10 protein-coding genes are annotated in these 14,642 nt (G+C 71.9%); 4 read left to right on the top strand and 6 right to left on the bottom strand.

Features of this window, described 5'->3' with window-relative positions; genetic code table 11:
• Positions 1–223: 223 nt before the first annotated feature.
• From ACLQ25_RS06010 to ACLQ25_RS05995, 4 genes are all read right to left on the bottom strand, one after another.
• Positions 224–2,656, bottom strand: coding sequence for an ATP-binding protein (locus tag ACLQ25_RS06010; RefSeq protein ID WP_425729876.1), 2,433 nt, complete (start codon positions 2,654–2,656; stop codon positions 224–226).
• 96 nt (positions 2,657–2,752) lie between these two features.
• Positions 2,753–5,830 (bottom strand): S8 family serine peptidase, encoded by a 3,078-nt coding sequence (locus ACLQ25_RS06005; protein ID WP_425729874.1) that lies wholly within the window; start codon positions 5,828–5,830, stop codon positions 2,753–2,755.
• A 213-nt stretch (positions 5,831–6,043) separates the two neighbouring features.
• Complete coding sequence (locus ACLQ25_RS06000; RefSeq protein WP_425729872.1) at positions 6,044–7,294, bottom strand: DUF222 domain-containing protein; 1,251 nt, start codon at positions 7,292–7,294, stop codon at positions 6,044–6,046.
• Between the two features lie 81 nt (positions 7,295–7,375).
• Positions 7,376–7,855, bottom strand: a complete 480-nt coding sequence (locus ACLQ25_RS05995; RefSeq protein WP_425729870.1) for a winged helix-turn-helix transcriptional regulator — start codon at positions 7,853–7,855, stop codon at positions 7,376–7,378.
• Between the two features lie 107 nt (positions 7,856–7,962).
• Between ACLQ25_RS05995 and ACLQ25_RS05990 the strand changes: the two genes are divergently transcribed.
• A complete protein-coding gene (locus tag ACLQ25_RS05990) occupies positions 7,963–9,504 on the top strand; it encodes an MFS transporter (RefSeq protein WP_425729868.1) in 1,542 nt (513 codons plus the stop codon).
• Positions 9,505–9,640: 136 nt separating this feature from the next.
• On the opposite strand, the gene ACLQ25_RS05985 is transcribed toward ACLQ25_RS05990, so the two are convergent.
• Positions 9,641–10,507 (bottom strand): oxidoreductase, encoded by an 867-nt coding sequence (locus ACLQ25_RS05985; RefSeq protein ID WP_425729866.1) that lies wholly within the window; start codon positions 10,505–10,507, stop codon positions 9,641–9,643.
• Between the two features lie 150 nt (positions 10,508–10,657).
• Between ACLQ25_RS05985 and ACLQ25_RS05980 the strand changes: the two genes are divergently transcribed.
• Complete coding sequence (locus tag ACLQ25_RS05980) at positions 10,658–11,200, top strand: TetR/AcrR family transcriptional regulator (RefSeq protein ID WP_425729864.1); 543 nt, start codon at positions 10,658–10,660, stop codon at positions 11,198–11,200.
• Positions 11,201–11,291: 91 nt separating this feature from the next.
• Positions 11,292–12,323: a medium chain dehydrogenase/reductase family protein gene (locus ACLQ25_RS05975; RefSeq protein ID WP_425729862.1), complete on the top strand. Its 1,032-nt coding sequence runs from the start codon at positions 11,292–11,294 to the stop codon at positions 12,321–12,323.
• Between the two features lie 6 nt (positions 12,324–12,329).
• Here the strand turns inward: ACLQ25_RS05975 and ACLQ25_RS05970 are convergent, their stop codons facing one another.
• The gene (locus tag ACLQ25_RS05970) at positions 12,330–13,040 is read right to left on the bottom strand and encodes a SigB/SigF/SigG family RNA polymerase sigma factor (protein ID WP_425729976.1); all 711 of its coding nucleotides are present in this window, start codon (positions 13,038–13,040) and stop codon (positions 12,330–12,332) included.
• A gap of 374 nt (positions 13,041–13,414) precedes the next feature.
• Between ACLQ25_RS05970 and ACLQ25_RS05965 the strand changes: the two genes are divergently transcribed.
• Complete coding sequence (locus tag ACLQ25_RS05965; RefSeq protein ID WP_425729860.1) at positions 13,415–14,629, top strand: PP2C family protein-serine/threonine phosphatase; 1,215 nt, start codon at positions 13,415–13,417, stop codon at positions 14,627–14,629.
• The last annotated feature ends 13 nt before the right edge of the window (positions 14,630–14,642 follow it).

Genomic DNA, 14,642 nt, shown 5'->3' with positions numbered 1-14,642 from the left:
CGCGTGATCGACCCGGGGGCGCGGCCGCCGGCCGCGTCATCTGACTCGCCCCGGCGAGTGGTGTATAAGAGACCGGGGGGGGCCCGCCCCGGGGCGCCCCGCCACCCGTACCACCCACGGTCCGGGTCTGCGCCGGTCCGGGCCTGCGCCGGTCCGGGCCTGGGCCTGGCCTGGCCGGGTCTGCGCCGTCTCGTCCCTGCGGCAACCGGCCGCGCTGGTCGGCTCAGGCCGGGACGAGCTCCCGGCACCGGCGCAGCGCGGCGAGAGCGAGCGGCGCGTCCCTACCTGCGATCCCGGCCTCCAGCTCGGCGACCGCCTCCGCGGCGCGCCCCGGATCGCCCGCTAGCGCGGCCGCCTCTGCCAGCACCACAACAGCATCTGCGGCCCACGCCAGGATTCCCTTGGCCCGCACCAGTGTCAGCGCCTCGGTGGCGTGCCGCACTGCCTCGTCCGGCCGCCCGCGCAGGACCAGCCGAGCCAGCGCCGAGAGCGCCTGCACCAGCGGCCAGATCGCGCCGACCCGCCGCGCGTCCGTCACCACCAGACGCAGCGCGCCGTCGGCCGCCCGTACCTCGTCGTCGCCCGTGGCGGTGCGGGCCAGCACGGTGGCCAGGTCGGCCCGCGCGTCGATCAGGGTCACCGGCATCCGCTCGGCGCTGACCACCAGCCGGGACAGCCGCTCGGCCAACCCGTCGAACCGCCCGGCGGCCCGGTCCAGCGACAGCTCGGTCGCCTCCACGAGGGAGGCGAGCCGCTGGTAACCGGTCTCCTCGACCAGCTCGCGGCCATCCGCGAGAAGCGCCGTGGCCCGGGCCAGGTGCCCGGCGTGCAGCGCGCCCTGCGCCCAGTTCAGGCAGGCCCGCGCGTGTTCGCGGGGTCGGTCGACCAGGTCGGCGGAGCAGCGCAGTTCCTCGACGATCGCCCACGCGCCCGGGTCGCCCAGCTCCAGCAGCAGCGAGGCGCGGGCGATGCGTACCGCGAGGTGCGCCGCCGGGTCCCGGCTGGCGACCGCGGCGGCCTCCGCCTCCGTATACCGTGCCAGGTGGTCGTCGACGTGCCGTCCGACCACCGTGTCGGGGGCCGCCAGCACCGCGAGGGCCGGGGCCCGGCGGCGCGGTGCCCGCAGGTACGGCACGGCTCGTTCGATCTCGGTGTACCCGCGCAGGGCCTCGCCCTGCTGACGCAGCATCCGGCCGAGCACCAGACCCAGTTCACCCCGGGTGCCGGGCGGCAGCCGGCGGTCGGCCAACAGCCGTTCCAGGACCGGGATCGCGGTCGCCTGGCTGAGCCCGTCGATGGCCGACCGCCCGAGTTTGCCGGCCAGCCGTGCCCGTACCGGCCGGGGCAGCTCGGCGACGTCCATCGTCTGGAGCAGGAAGTCGGCGGCGGTCGCGTCGTCGCCGCGCTCGGTGGCCAGGTCGGCGGCGGCTTCGGCGTTGCGGACGAAGTCGGCGCCGCTACCCGCCAGCCGGTAGTGGTGGGCGAGCTGGGCGACCGGGCGGGGCAACTCCTGCTCCAGCACCCGGGCGACGCGCAGGTGCAACCACTCCCGGGTTTCCCGGGGCACCAGGTGGTACACGATCTGGCGGGCCAGGTCATGACGGAACCGCAACCCCTCGCCGTCGTCGTGCAGCACGCCGGCCCGGTGCGCGGCGGCCAGCGCCGCGCCCACGGTCGTCCGGTCCGCGGCGAGCGCCGCGGCCAGGACACGCTGATCGGGCGCCCGACCCAGCACGGCGGCAGCGCCGAGCACCTCGCGGGTGGCGTCGTCGAGCGGGCGTAGTCGCCAGAGCAGCACGTCCTGCAGGACGAACGGCACGCTGTCGTCGGCCAGGGGGTCGCCGCCGCGCTCGGCGAGCGTCCGCAGCACCTCCTCCACCACGAACGGGATGCCGGCGGTGCGGTCGAGCAGGGTGGCGGTGAGCCGGGGCGACGGCTCGTCCAACCGCAGGGTCCGGGCGGCCAGTCGACGCACGTCGTCGGCGTCGAGAGGACCCAGCGGAACGCGGGTGACCGCCCGGGGCGTACGCGAGAGCACGTCGTGGATCGGTGTGCTGCCACCCGGCGGCGGCGTGCGGGCCGTGAGCAGCACGGCCAGACCGTCCACCGGGCGGGCGCTGAGGTAGCCGAGGAATTCGCAGGTCGCCGGGTCGGCCCAGTGCAGGTCCTCGAGCAGCAGCGTGGCCGGGCTCAGCGCGGTCAGCACCGCGGCGGCGGCCCGCAGCAGGCGGTGCCGTTCGGCCGCCGGGTCGGCCAACGGTGGCGGCGCGGCGGGCAGCGCGTCGGCCAGTTCGGGCAGGAGCGGCGCCAGGGCGCCCGCTACCGGGTTGAGGGTGTCGACCGGTCCGAGCCGGTCCGCGCCCGCTCGGATGGCCTCCAGCAGGACACCGAAGGGAAAGGGCTCCGGCACGTCGTCGCACTCGCCGACCAGGTGCGGTCCGTCAAGTGTGGCGAGGAGTTCGGTGACCAGCCGGCTCTTGCCGATGCCGGGCTCGCCTTCGAGCAGGACCAGGCACGGCGGGGCCTCGACGAGGCGGCGTAGCTGGGCCAGTTCGGCTGTGCGTCCGACGAACTCGATGGGTCCGCGCAGGCGTGCGGGGCGAACGGAGGTGGAACCCCCGCCGCCCCGCGTCGTGTTGTCGTCGCCGCCGCTCACCGTGAGGCGAGCAGATCACCCGTGCGTGGGCGGTCGGCCGCCCGGCGGGCCGGTGGTGACCCAGGTCACACACCGTCCGCCGGGCCGTCGCCGATGTCAGGACTGGACGGTGACCGGCACGGTCTTGAGCGACCCGTCGCCGTTGCGGAACTCCAGTACCCCGATGTAACGCCGCCCCGGCAGGAGCCCCGACCAGCGCAGGGTGAGCTTCGCCGTCGCGCCCGGCTGCACGCTGCGCTGCTCCGGGTCGATGGTGGACCGGCCGGTCGAGGTGCCCGGCGCGCCCGGCAGGTAGCTGGTGATGGTGTACGCGTTGGTTCCGTCCGCGATGTTCTCGGTGAACTCCTGCTCCACGACCACGATGTAGTCGCCGGCACCGTCCGGGAGCGTCACCTTGGCACCGTCACGGCCGCTGGCCGTGGCGGTGACGAACTTCCCGTTCCTGTCGTAGACGTTGAGGCTGAACTCCGTGCACTCCATCACCCCCTCCTCGTCGTCCCAGTCGATGTGGGAGCAGGTAGGTCGCGCCGAGGTCACCTGCACGAGTGGACTGCGGGTGCCGGCCGGCACGTGCAGGGTGGTCCTGCTGATCGAGGCGGGCAGCGGGACCGGAAGGTTGTCCGACGTGCTCCAGTCCCAGCTCGGCCCGTCGCCCTTGAGGGTCACCGCCGTGCTGGTGCCCGAGGTCAGGCCGGAGAGTTGGGAGATCAGCCTGCCCTTGTAGCCGACCTCGGCGGCGATTGAAACGCTGCCGGAGGTCCCCTTGCCGACGACGGCGTCGGGGGCGACCAGCCCTGAGTTGTGCACGATCAGCGGGGTGCGTACGCGGTGCTTGAACTGGTCGCTCCAGGTGAGCGAGCCGTCGGCCCAGGTGTCGAACGCGCCGCCGGTGTTGGTGATCTCCACGTTGAAGCGGGCGGACTTACCGGGACGGATCTGCATTTTCGCGGGGGTGACCTTGACCTTGTAACCCGGCGGGGCCTGCACCGAGGAGGAGTAGGTGCTGGTCTTGTCGCCGACGTTGGTGACGGTCCGGGTGACCGTCTGCTTGCCCACCATCCGGCCGAACGCGATCGACGGGTAGTTGAGCTGTGCGGTGTCGATGGCGCCCGTGGTGTCGCAGCCCTCCAGGTCGCCGAGGCCGAAGTCGCCGCCACGGTCGGCGGAGACCCCGCAGAGGTACCGGATCCAGTCCCGCTGGTCGGAGTCGTACACCAGGCCCGGGTCGAAGGCGCCGCCCGGCTTGACCTGACCGGCCCCGTAGTTCAGCGGGGTGGCGTCCCGGGTGCCGATCTTGATCGGGTTGCCCTTGTCGGTCTTGTCCGTGGCGCTGGTCATCAGCGCCGAGCGGACCGCCGTGGGCGACCAGTCGGGGTGCTTGGCCAGCAGCAGAGCGGCGATACCGGCGATGTGCGGCGCCGCCATCGAGGTGCCGGACTCCAGCGCGAAGTCCTCCCCGCCGATGGACGGCGAGAACGCCGCCACGATGTCCTGCCCGGGAGCGCTGATGTCCGGCTTGAGCAGCTCGCCGGCGTTGAGGTTCGACGGTCCCGCCGACGAGAACGCGGCGACCGACGGCGCTTCGACGATCTCCAGCTTGGCCGGCGAGATGGTCGCCGTGGGGTTGCCCTTGGCGACGTACGCGGTGACCGTGGCCAGGTCCACCTCGTTGATGTGTACGGTCGGGACCGTCTGGACGTCGGCGTTGAGCGAGTTCAGCTCGTCGTTGTAGAGCACCATCCCGATGCCGCCGGCCCGGGCCACCTCGACGCTCTTGTCGGTACGCGGGATCTCACCGCGCAGGCAGAGCACGATCGCGCCCTTGACCTTGGCCGGGTCCAGCGTGTCGTCCGCACAGAGACCCGCGCCGTACGCGCCGTCCGGGTCGAGCGCGCTGTCCCGCGCGAAGACCAGCCGCGCCGGCCCGACACCGGTCTCGCCCAGGCCTGCGCCGGTGATCCGGGTGCCGTCACCGAGGGTGAGCGTTCGGTTGTTCTGCCGGTCGGTGGTGCTCGCGGCCACCGTGGTCACCCACGGCGTCGAGTTGTCGACCGTGTTGGGGTACGGGCCGGAGTTGCCGGCGGCCGCCGCCACGAACACCCCGGCCGCCGCCGCGTTGAAGAACGCCGCGTCGACCGCGCCGAACTGCTCGCTGTCGTCACCGATCGAATAGTTGATCACGTCGACGCCGTCGGCGACCGCGTCGTCGATCGCGTGCACGATGTCGATGTCCGTGCCGGACGCCGAGCCGGCGCCGTTGTCGTACAGCGCCTTGTAGATCGCCAGCCGGGCGGCCGGCGCCATGCCGGAGATGCTGCCGAGGTCACGGCCGCCCTGCGTCGCCCGTACGCCGTGGTTGCCGGCGGCGGTACTGGCGGTGTGGGTGCCGTGACCGTTGCGGTCCCGGGGCGAGGCGTAGTCGTCCGGGAACGCGTCGGCGATGCCGCTGTCGTTGTACCAGCGCGCACCGATCACCTTGTTGTTGCAGGTGACCGGCGCCTCGACGCCGACATCGCAGGTGCCCTTCCACTTGGCGTCGATGATCGCCTGGTCCGGTCGGGGCGTGGGCAACGCCGCGAAGCTCGCGCTCTCCGGCCAGTACCCGCTGTCGATGACGCCGACGATGACGCCCTCACCGGCGCGGGACTCCCCGCCGAACTCCTGCTTCCACACCCCACCCTTCCCGGTGAGGCCGAGGTAGTCGGGCGTGTGCGAGGTGGCTGCGTGCACCGTGCGGCTCTCGTACACCGCCCGCACACCGCGCGTCGCGCGCAACCGGGCCGCCTGCGGCCCGGTCAGGTCCGCGGCGAAGCCGTTGAACGCGGTCTCCAGGGTGACCCGGGTGCGGTCGGCCGGCACGCCGACGCTGGCCAGGACAGCCGAGCGCTTCTGCCGTAGGTGCTCGCGGTAGGCGTTGGCGGTGCCGGAGGTGCGGTTCAGCTTGCCGCCGGGAGCCGGCTTCGTCGCCGCGATCCCAGGGACCCCACCGGTGTACGTCGCCAGCGGCTCCTCGGCGAGCTGGACCAGGTAACGGGCCGTCGGGCCACTGCTGGTCGGGGCGGCGGTGGCGCTACCCGGCAGGCTGGTCAGCCCGGCCGCGGTCAGCGCCACGGCGGCCAGCATGCCGACGCCGCGTCTGGTCCGTCCGGGCCGATGTGTGATCGGTTGTGGCACGTCGTTGCCTCCACGTTCGGTGCCGGCCGTCACGACTGATGACGGTGGCCGAAACGTAGGATCGGCGCCGATCTTCCAGAAGCACTCGTAACCTCGCTGTCATCTTGGAAACAAGCTCGTAACGCAACGGGTACTTTGCGCGTCATTTTCTACGGCGATTCCGCCCGTTGCCGTGCCCGTGCTGCGGTGGCTCGCTCGTCGGAGCGGGTCGGCTTATCTGCGTGGGTGATAGTGGTTGCGGCGGGGAACCTGTGCGGGATCGAGCCAGGCGGGTGGAGCGAACACCGGGTGGCCGTCGCCGCCGAGCCGGACGCTCCAGTCGCCGTGATGAACGTGGCGGTGGTGGTGGCCGCAGAGGAGAACCGCGTTGTCGAGGCTGGTATCGCCGCCGTCGGCCCAGTGTCGAATGTGGTGGGCGTCGCACCAGCGGGGTGGGCGGTCGCAGCCGGGGAAGGCGCAGCCCCGGTCGCGTAGGACGAGTGCCCGACGCAGCGGCCCGCTGATGAGGCGGCGTTGCCGGCCGACGTCGAGCACCTGGCCGATGCCGCCGAGAACGGTGGGCAGGATGGCGGCGTCACAGGCGAGGCGACGCACCGTTTGCGGGGTCAGCGTGGGGCCGGTGTCGAGGAGACCGCCGCTGAGTTGCCCGGTCAGTGTGTCGTAGTCGGTGGTGACGACGATCTGGGCGGGGTCACCACCGTTGGCGGGTAGCTCCCCGGTGCGCAGGGCGAGCCGACAGATGTCGCCGAGCGCGTCATGGCGGCGCTGCCCAGGGCTGCGTGTGTCGTCGGCGCCGCCGGGGGCGGTCAGCGGATCGATCGCGGCGCGCAGTAGGCCGCCCGTCTCGGCGTCGAGGAAACCGCTGAGCCGGAGTCGACCGTCGGACAGTTGGGACAGCGTGACGTGCCGGTCCCGAGCGGATCGGCGGGCTTGCGCCTCCATGGCGGCGCGGGCGAGTGCGTCGGCGATATCGGGTGCGACGTGGTCGAGGATGCGGGTGCTGAGCCGGCGCAACAGAGTGGGGTCGAACTGCCCGGCCCAGTCGACGAGCACGGTGACGGCCTTGTCGGCGGCCTGTGCGCCGGCGGTGCTGTTGACGGTGGTGACGGTGTCGGCGATGACTCGGGCCTGGTCGAGAGTTATGTCGGCGTCGGCGAGTGCCTGTCGTACCGCAGGATGGCCGCTGTCGAGTGCGGCGGCGAGGTCGACGAGACGGCGCGCGGCCGGGACGCTGAGATGTAGGCGTTCGCGCAGCCACACCGCCGTGGACGACGCGCCCCGGGTTGTCGCCGTGCCCCTGCCGTCTACCTCCCGGATCAGGGCCAGTTTGACGGCGGCGAGGCGCTGCTCGATGCGGTGCGCGGTGTCGAGCGCAGCGACCAGGTCATCTGCGGGAAGGGCCCAGACCGCCGCGTCGGCGCAGGCCGCGACCACAGCCTCTGCCTCCGCCAGCTCCTCCACCATGACCCGAAACTAGAACACCTGTACGACACTTTCACTGACCAAGATCGATCTTCCCCTCGGGGGCGTAGCCGGCGCGAGGCGTCACTGTCGGCGGATCAGGCCCGGCCCCGCGGTGATGTCGATCTCGCCGTCCTCGACGTCGTGTCCGGCGGCGCAGCGGAGCACCGCGCGGACCGGCTCGCCGCAGTCGTGGTGGGTGGCGCGGATTCCGGGGCCGGCTTCGTCGGCGCTCCAGGTGTCGCCCCAGTTGCGCAGCGCGGTGATGACGGGCAGCAGGTCGTGGCCCTTGCGGGTGAGTTGGTACTCGTGGCGGGTGCGCTGGCCCGGCTCCCGGTAGGGGATCCGTTCGAGGAGGCCGGCGGCGACCATCTCCTTGAGTCGGGCCGCCATGGCGGGCTCGCCGACTCCGACGCGGCGGACGAAGTCGTCGAAGCGCCGCGTGCCGAGCAGCGCCTCACGCATGATCAGAATGGTCGAGCGGCTGCCCACGATGTCCATCGCTCGTGCGACGGAGCAGTTCTCCATCGACCAGGATTCGCGGTTGTCCCGTAGGTCCTCCATGTGGTCCAGCTTACCTGGCTTGCGTTGAAGCTAGCCAGGTAAATCATTGGGCGTTACCCTGGCTTAGCTATGCGTAAGTCAGCTAACCTCCGACCCGAGGACGTCCAGTGACCACCAGCAGCACGGCCCCGAGCGGACCCGCCGTCAGCACCCGCACGGCCGTTCGCGGTTCCCGCCCGGTGACCCTGATCGCCATGTGTCTGGGCGCGATGATCACGTTCCTCCAGATCACCGCCACGGTCTCCGCCCTGACCACCATCCAGGCCGACCTCCGGGTCGACCCCACCACCGTGATCTGGATCCCCAGCGCCTACACCCTGGTCGTCGCGAGCCTGGTGCTGTCCACCGCCACCCTGGGCAACCGCTACGGGCGCCGGCGCATGTTCGGCGCCGGCATCCTCGCGATGATCGCGGGTGGCGTCGCCGTGGCCAGCGCGCCCACCGTGGCCTGGGTGATCGTCGGGCAGTTGGTCGCCGGCCTCGGCGGCGCCCTGATCCTGCCGAACAGCCTGGCGATCCTCGGCGCGACGTTCACCGACCCGCACCGCCGTACCGAGGTCATCACCGCCTGGTCGGCCGCCTCCGGCATCGGTCTGGCGATCGGTCCGCTCATCGCCGGTGTGCTGCTGCGTCAGCACTCCTGGCACACCGTCTATCTGTCGACGATCGTGCTCGGCGTGATCACCCTTGTCGTCACGGCGATCGGGGTGGCCGAGTCGCGGCCCAGCGCGGGCCGACTCGACCTGCCCGGTCTGCTGCTGGGCACCGTCGCCATCGCCGCCGCCGTCTACGCCATGATCCAGGGCGGACGGGACGGCTACACCAGCGGAGTCGTGTCGACCGCATGGATCGTCTCGGCCGTCGCGCTCGTCGCGTTCGTGCTGATCGAGCTGCGCACCAGTGCGCCGATGCTCGACGTACGGCTGTTCCGTTCGGCGTCGTTCAGCGCCGTCATGGTCGTCGCCGCGGTGTCGCTGTTCGGCTTCACCGGTGTGGCGATCCTGCTCGTCCTCTTCCACGAACGTGCCCAGGCGCTCAGCCCGCTGGACACCGGTTGGCGGATGCTGGTGCTCTTCGGCGCGTACGTCCTCGTGGCCTTCGCCGCCGGGCGGACCATCCGGCGTACCGGATTCAAGGCGCCGCTCACCCTCGGCCTGGTGCTCGGCGCGGTGGCCACCTTCGGGCTGGCGGCGCAGGGCCCGACCACGACGTTCGACCACCGCTGGGCGCTGTTCGTGCTGTTCGGCGTCGCCAGCGGTCTGGTGGTGGCACCGGCGACGGCGGCGGCGCTGGCCAGCGTGGCTCCCGCCCAGGGCGGCATGGCCTCCGGCGCGGTCAACGCCTCCCGCCAGGTCGGCTCGGTACTCGGCTCGTCCCTGCTGGGCACGCTGCTCACCACCACGATGGCGGCCGACCTGCCGGACCGCCTCGCCGCCCACCAGGTGGGCGAACCCACCCGGAGCGCCGTGCAGGCGGCGGTCGCCGCCGGCGCGACCGGCGGCCAGCCGCTGCCCGAACCGGTCCGGTCGGCGTTCGCGGAGGCCATGACCTGCGGAGTCCAGGCCGGTCTGCGGGTCACCGGCATCGTCTTCCTCGTCACCGCCGTCCTCGCGCTCACCCTCATCCGCAACCGCCCCCACCAGCACTGACGCGAGCCGCGCCACCGCCGGCCGGCCGGTCCGGCGGCAGGCGCGGGCCGCGTGAGCACCGGCTTGGCCGGCCGGCGCCGGGCCGCCGCCGGCACAAGCACGAGCCGGGGGTACGCGCCGACGCCCGGCTCCGCGATCAGTCGCCGATCGTGTCCAGGTCCTCGATCGCGTCGGCCGGCAGCGTCAGGTCGGCCGCGGCGAGGTTCTCCCGCAGGTGTGCCAGCGTCGACGTGCCCGGGATCAGCGCCATGGTGGGGGAGCGCTGCAGCAGCCAGGCCAGGGCCACCTGCTGCGCCGAGGCACCCACCCGGTCGGCCACGGCGTTGAGTGTGTCGGACTGCAGGGGCGTGAACCCGCCGAGGGGGAAGAACGCGGCGAAAGCGATGTTCTCGGCCGCACACCGGTCGACAAGCGGGTCGGCCTGTCGGTTCGCGAGGTTGTAGAGGTTCTGCACGGTGACCACCGGGGCGATGGCCTGGGCCTCGTCGAGTTGGGCGAGCGTGACGTTGCTGAGCCCCAGGTGTCGGATCAACCCTTCCTGTCGCAGTTCGGCCAAGGCGCCGAACTGCTCGGAGAGGGGATCGTCGCCGGTGCCCTCGGCCACGCCGACCCGCAGGTTGACCACGTCGAGGACGTCCAGGTCGAGGTGCCGGAGGTTGTCGTGGACCTGGGCCTTCAGCTCGTCCGGTCGGAGCGCGGGAAGCCAGGAGGCGTCGTCGCCGCGCCGCGCGCCGACCTTGGTGACCAGGTGCAGATCGTCGGGGTACGGATGCAGCGCTTCGCGGATCAGCTCGTTGACCACCACCGGGCCGTAGAAGTCGCTGGTGTCGATGTGGCGTACGCCCCGGTCGACCGCCTCGCGGAGCACGGCGAGAGCCTGCGCGTGGTCGCGCGGGGGGCCGAAGACGTGCGGGCCGGCGAGCTGCATCGCGCCGTAGCCCATCCGGCTCAGGGTCAGGCCGTCGGCGGGAGTCAGTGCGCCGCCAGGAAGGTTGTCGCTCATGTCGTCCCTCTATCCGTTGTCGTAGCGGTTATGCCACGACGACTCTCCTTCGGTCTTCGCCCGGCTGCCAGGGCGAGGCTGTACCTGGAAGTGACGCAGCCCGGGACGTGGGCTTGACGCAGCGTTGTTTGTGAGTGCACACTTACAAACATGCGATCCACCGCCGAGGCCCGTCGGGCCGTCGTTCTGAACGCCGCCGTGTCGGCCTTCGCGCGTACCGGCTTCCACGCCACGCCGGTCACCGCGGTCGCGGCCGCCGCCGGCATCTCCGAGGCGTACGTCTTCCGGCTCTTCGCCGGAAAGCTCGGGTTGTTCGTGGCGGCGGCGGAGGCGTGCTTCGAGCGGATCGTCGCGGCGCTGGAGATGGGCGCGGAGCGCGCCGGGGACGCCGGCCCGGACGAGGTCCTGGACGCGATGGGCCGCGCCTACGCCGAGTTGATCGCCGACCGTGATCTCCTGCTGCTCCAGGTGCAGGCGCAGGCCGTCACGGACGTCCCCGAGATCGCCGCGGCGGTGCGAGCCGGCTACAAGCGCGTCGCCACCTTCGTGCAGAACCGGTCCGGCGCCGGGGATGCCCAGGTGCAGCAGTTCTTCGCGTACGGCCAGCTCTGCCACCTGATCGTGACGGCCGGCCTGGAGCAGGTGCCCGAGCCGTGGGCCCGGGCGCTGACCGCCGGCATCCAGCACCCCTGATTCCGACGTCCCACCACGGGCCGCTGCGGCGGCCCACTTTTTCCACCCGACATATGAGTGAGTGCACACTCACAAACAAAAGGAGAGAGCAATGAACAGCAGCGAGATGATCACCGAAGTGGTACTGCCCGGCGTGGTGGAGCCGGAGGGGCTCCAGATCAACCGACGCTCCATGCCCGTACCGGCCGCCGGGCAGGCGCTCGTCGAGGTCGAGGCCACCGGCATCTCGTACGCCGAGCAGAGCATGCGCCGGGACCTCTACCCCGGTCAGCCGGCGTTTCCGTTCGTACCCGGCTACGACCTCGTCGGCACCGTCCGCGCGGTGGGACCGGGAGGGGACGCCTCGCTGGTCGGCACCCGGGTCGCGGCGGTCACCAAGACCGGCGCCTGGACCACGCACGCCGTCGTGCCCGTCGACGACCTGACGCCCGTGCCGCCCGGCCTGGACCCGGCCGCTATCGAGACCGTCGTGGTGAACGGGGTGACCGCCTGGCAGATGCTGGACCGTGCCCGGCTGCGGGCCGGGCAGACGATCCTCGTGCACGGCGCGAACGGCGGTGTGGGGACGGTCCTAGTCCAACTCGCACGCCACCTCGGGCTGCGGGTCATCGGCACCGCGGCCCCGCGACACCACGAGGCGCTACGGGCGCTCGGCGTCGAACCGCTCGACTACCGCGCCCCGGACCTGGCCGCACGTGTCCGGGAGTTGTCTCCCGACGGTGTCGATGCCGTCTTCGATCCGGTGGCCGGACCGGGCGTACGCACCTCGTACCGGCTGCTCGCCCCCGGTGGCACGCTCGTCGTCTACGGCAACGCATCGGCCAACGGTGCCGCCCGGTCGATCGTCTGGGTCTTCGTGAAGCTGCTGGCCCGCCTCTACACCTGGAACGCCCTGCCGAACGGCCACCGGGTCGGCTTCTACAACTTCTGGGCCGGCAGCCGTACGCGCGGCGCGGCGTTCCGGCGGCGGCTGCGTGCCGACCTCGGCAGCGTGCTCGACCTGCTCCGGCAGGGCGTGCTCGTGCCGCAGATCGCCGCCCGCTACCCCCTGACCGAGGTTTCTGCCGCGCTGGTCTTCGCCGAGGCCCGTACCCGGCCGGGCAAGGTGGTGCTGGAGCCCTGAGCCGGCTTAGCCGGCCTCCTCGCCGAGATGCCCCCGCAGGGTGACCAGCGCCCGGGTGAGCAGCCGGGAGATGTGCATCTGAGAGACGCCGATCTGCTCGGCGATCTGGGCCTGGGTCAGGTTGCCGTGGAACCGCAGGCTGAGGATCCGACGCTCGCGTTCGAGCAGCGTGGCGAGCGCCGGGCCGAGGGCGACGCGGAGGTCGACGAGGTCCAGTTCGTGGTCGTCCACCCCGAGGGTGTCGCCGAGTTCCAGGGTTCCGTCGGCGCCCACGGGCGCGGACAGGGACGTCGTCCGGTACGCCCGGGCCCCCTCCAGCCCTTCCAGCACGGCCTCCTCGGAAACCTCGAGGTAGGTGGCGATGTCGGCGACCGTCGGCGAGCGGCCCAGAGTGTGCGTCAACGTGCTGTTGGCGGCGCTGATCGACAGCCGGAGTTCCTGGAGGCGACGAGGAACCCGTACGGCCCACGTGCGGTCCCGGAAGTATCGCTTGATCTCGCCGGCGATGGTGGGGATGGCGTACCCACTGAAGTCGACGCCGCGGGCGGCGTCGAAGTGGTCGACGGCCTTGACGAGACCGACCATGGCGGTCTGCGTCAGGTCGTCGTCGGGCACGCCGCGCCCGGAGTAACGGCGGGCCAGGTGGCGGGCGAGCGGCATCCACGCCTCGATGGCGCGGTCCCGCAGGGCCGGCCGGCGCGGATCGTCGGCCGGCATGGTGACCAGTTCGACGATGAGTTCTTCCGTGCTGGCGTTGCTCCGACGGGTGGTGCCGGTGCCGGTCGTGTGCTCCACAGTGGTGACCATGAAACTGGTCCTCTCCACGGGTGCCCATCAGCGAGGTCGACCGGAGAGAGATCCGAACCGGCTGCCGCCGGAGCGCATGGACGGACGGATGCGCTGTCGAGGAGGGTCCACAACCCGGGCCTCGCCACCGCGTCATGTCGTTCACATGTCGGCCCCGACGCTACCCGAAAGTGCTAGTTATTGCTAGCCGAAAGTATGAAGGGCCGAAGGTCGGGCGAGGTCAGGCGCACATTGGCAGTTCGCCGCCGGGCTTCTAGGGTGGTCAGGACACGGGGAGGTGGAGCGTGGTCGACGCTGGCGACGCGGCGCGTTGGCTACAGCTCAACGCACCCCGAGGAGGGCCGGACGAGCTGTCGCTCCTCGTCACCCGGGCGGCTCCGGCGATCGGCGCCACCGAGATCGTGATCTACCTGGCCGACTACACCCAGTCCTGCCTCGTGCCCATGCTCGGCGCCGGTCCGACCCGGGACGAGCTGACGATCGAGACGACCCTGGCCGGACGGGCGTTCACGACCCTCGACGTGCAGCGGGCCGCCGACAACCCGGACCGAATCTGGGTGCCTCTGCTGCTCGGCTGCGAGCGGCTGGGTGTCCTGGAGGTCGTTTCGCCGGCCGCCGCTGACACGTCGTTGGACGGACCCGCCTGGGAGTTGGCGGTCAACGTCGCCCAGGTCCTGGTGAACCGCCGGCGCTACGGCGACGTCGTCGAGCGGATGCGGCGCCGCCTGCCGATGCAGGTCGCCGCCGAGATCGTGTGGGGGCTGCTGCCGCCGTTGACCTTCGCGACCGACGATCTGGTGGTCACCGCGATCCTCGAACCGTGCTACGACGTCGGCGGGGACATCTTCGACTACGCGCTGAACGGCGACGTGCTCAGCATCGCACTCTTCGACACCTGTGGGCACGGCATCAAGGCGAGCAGCCTGGCGTCGCTGGCGGTCAGCGCGTACCGCAACGCGCGCCGGTCCGGCCTCGACCTCGTCGACACGGCCATCAGCATCGACCGGTGGGTGCGCTCGGAGCACCCGAGCTACTTCGCGACCGCGCTGCTCGCCGAGCTGGACCGGCGGACCGGTCGGCTCAGGCTCATCAACGCCGGGCACCCCGGCGCCATGCTGCTGCGCGACGGCAAGGCCATCCGGGAGCTGCCGGGGCCGACCGCGCTGCCGCTCGGTCTCGGTCACCTGTCGGAGAAGAGGCCCCAGGTGTACGAGGAGGAGCTGCACCCGGGTGATCGCCTCCTCGCCTACACCGACGGCATCACCGAAGCGCGCAGTGCGGACGGGGAGCGGTTCGGGCTGGACCGGCTCGTCGACTTCGTCAACCGTGCCCTCAATGACCGGCTGCCCAGCCCGGAGACGATGCGCCGCCTGGTTCGTGCCGTCCTCGCGTACCAGGACGAGCAGCTCGACGACGACGCCACGGCCCTGATCCTGGAGTGGCAGCCGCCGCACCTGCCGCTGGGGCACCTGCGCCACGTCACCGCGCCCCACCTCTGACCCCCGAGTGGGA

This window comes from Micromonospora sp. DT44, assembly GCF_049841635.1.
Lineage (GTDB): Bacteria > Actinomycetota > Actinomycetes > Mycobacteriales > Micromonosporaceae > Micromonospora.
The sequence above is the reverse complement of the archived record's forward strand: the minus strand, read 5'-3'. Positions and strand labels throughout refer to the sequence as shown.

What these genes read in the sequence shown, in the direction of transcription:
- ACLQ25_RS06000 (WP_425729872.1), bottom strand. Translation starts at nt 7,294, where the DNA reads ATGGTGGAGGAGCTGGCGGAGGCAGAGGCTGTGGTCGCGGCCTGCGCC.
- ACLQ25_RS05995 (WP_425729870.1), bottom strand. Translation starts at nt 7,855, where the DNA reads ATGGAGGACCTACGGGACAACCGCGAATCCTGGTCGATGGAGAACTGC.
- ACLQ25_RS05985 (WP_425729866.1), bottom strand. Translation starts at nt 10,507, where the DNA reads ATGAGCGACAACCTTCCTGGCGGCGCACTGACTCCCGCCGACGGCCTG.
- ACLQ25_RS05980 (WP_425729864.1), top strand. Translation starts at nt 10,658, where the DNA reads ATGCGATCCACCGCCGAGGCCCGTCGGGCCGTCGTTCTGAACGCCGCC.
- ACLQ25_RS05975 (WP_425729862.1), top strand. Translation starts at nt 11,292, where the DNA reads ATGAACAGCAGCGAGATGATCACCGAAGTGGTACTGCCCGGCGTGGTG.
- ACLQ25_RS05970 (WP_425729976.1), bottom strand. Translation starts at nt 13,040, where the DNA reads ATGCCGGCCGACGATCCGCGCCGGCCGGCCCTGCGGGACCGCGCCATC.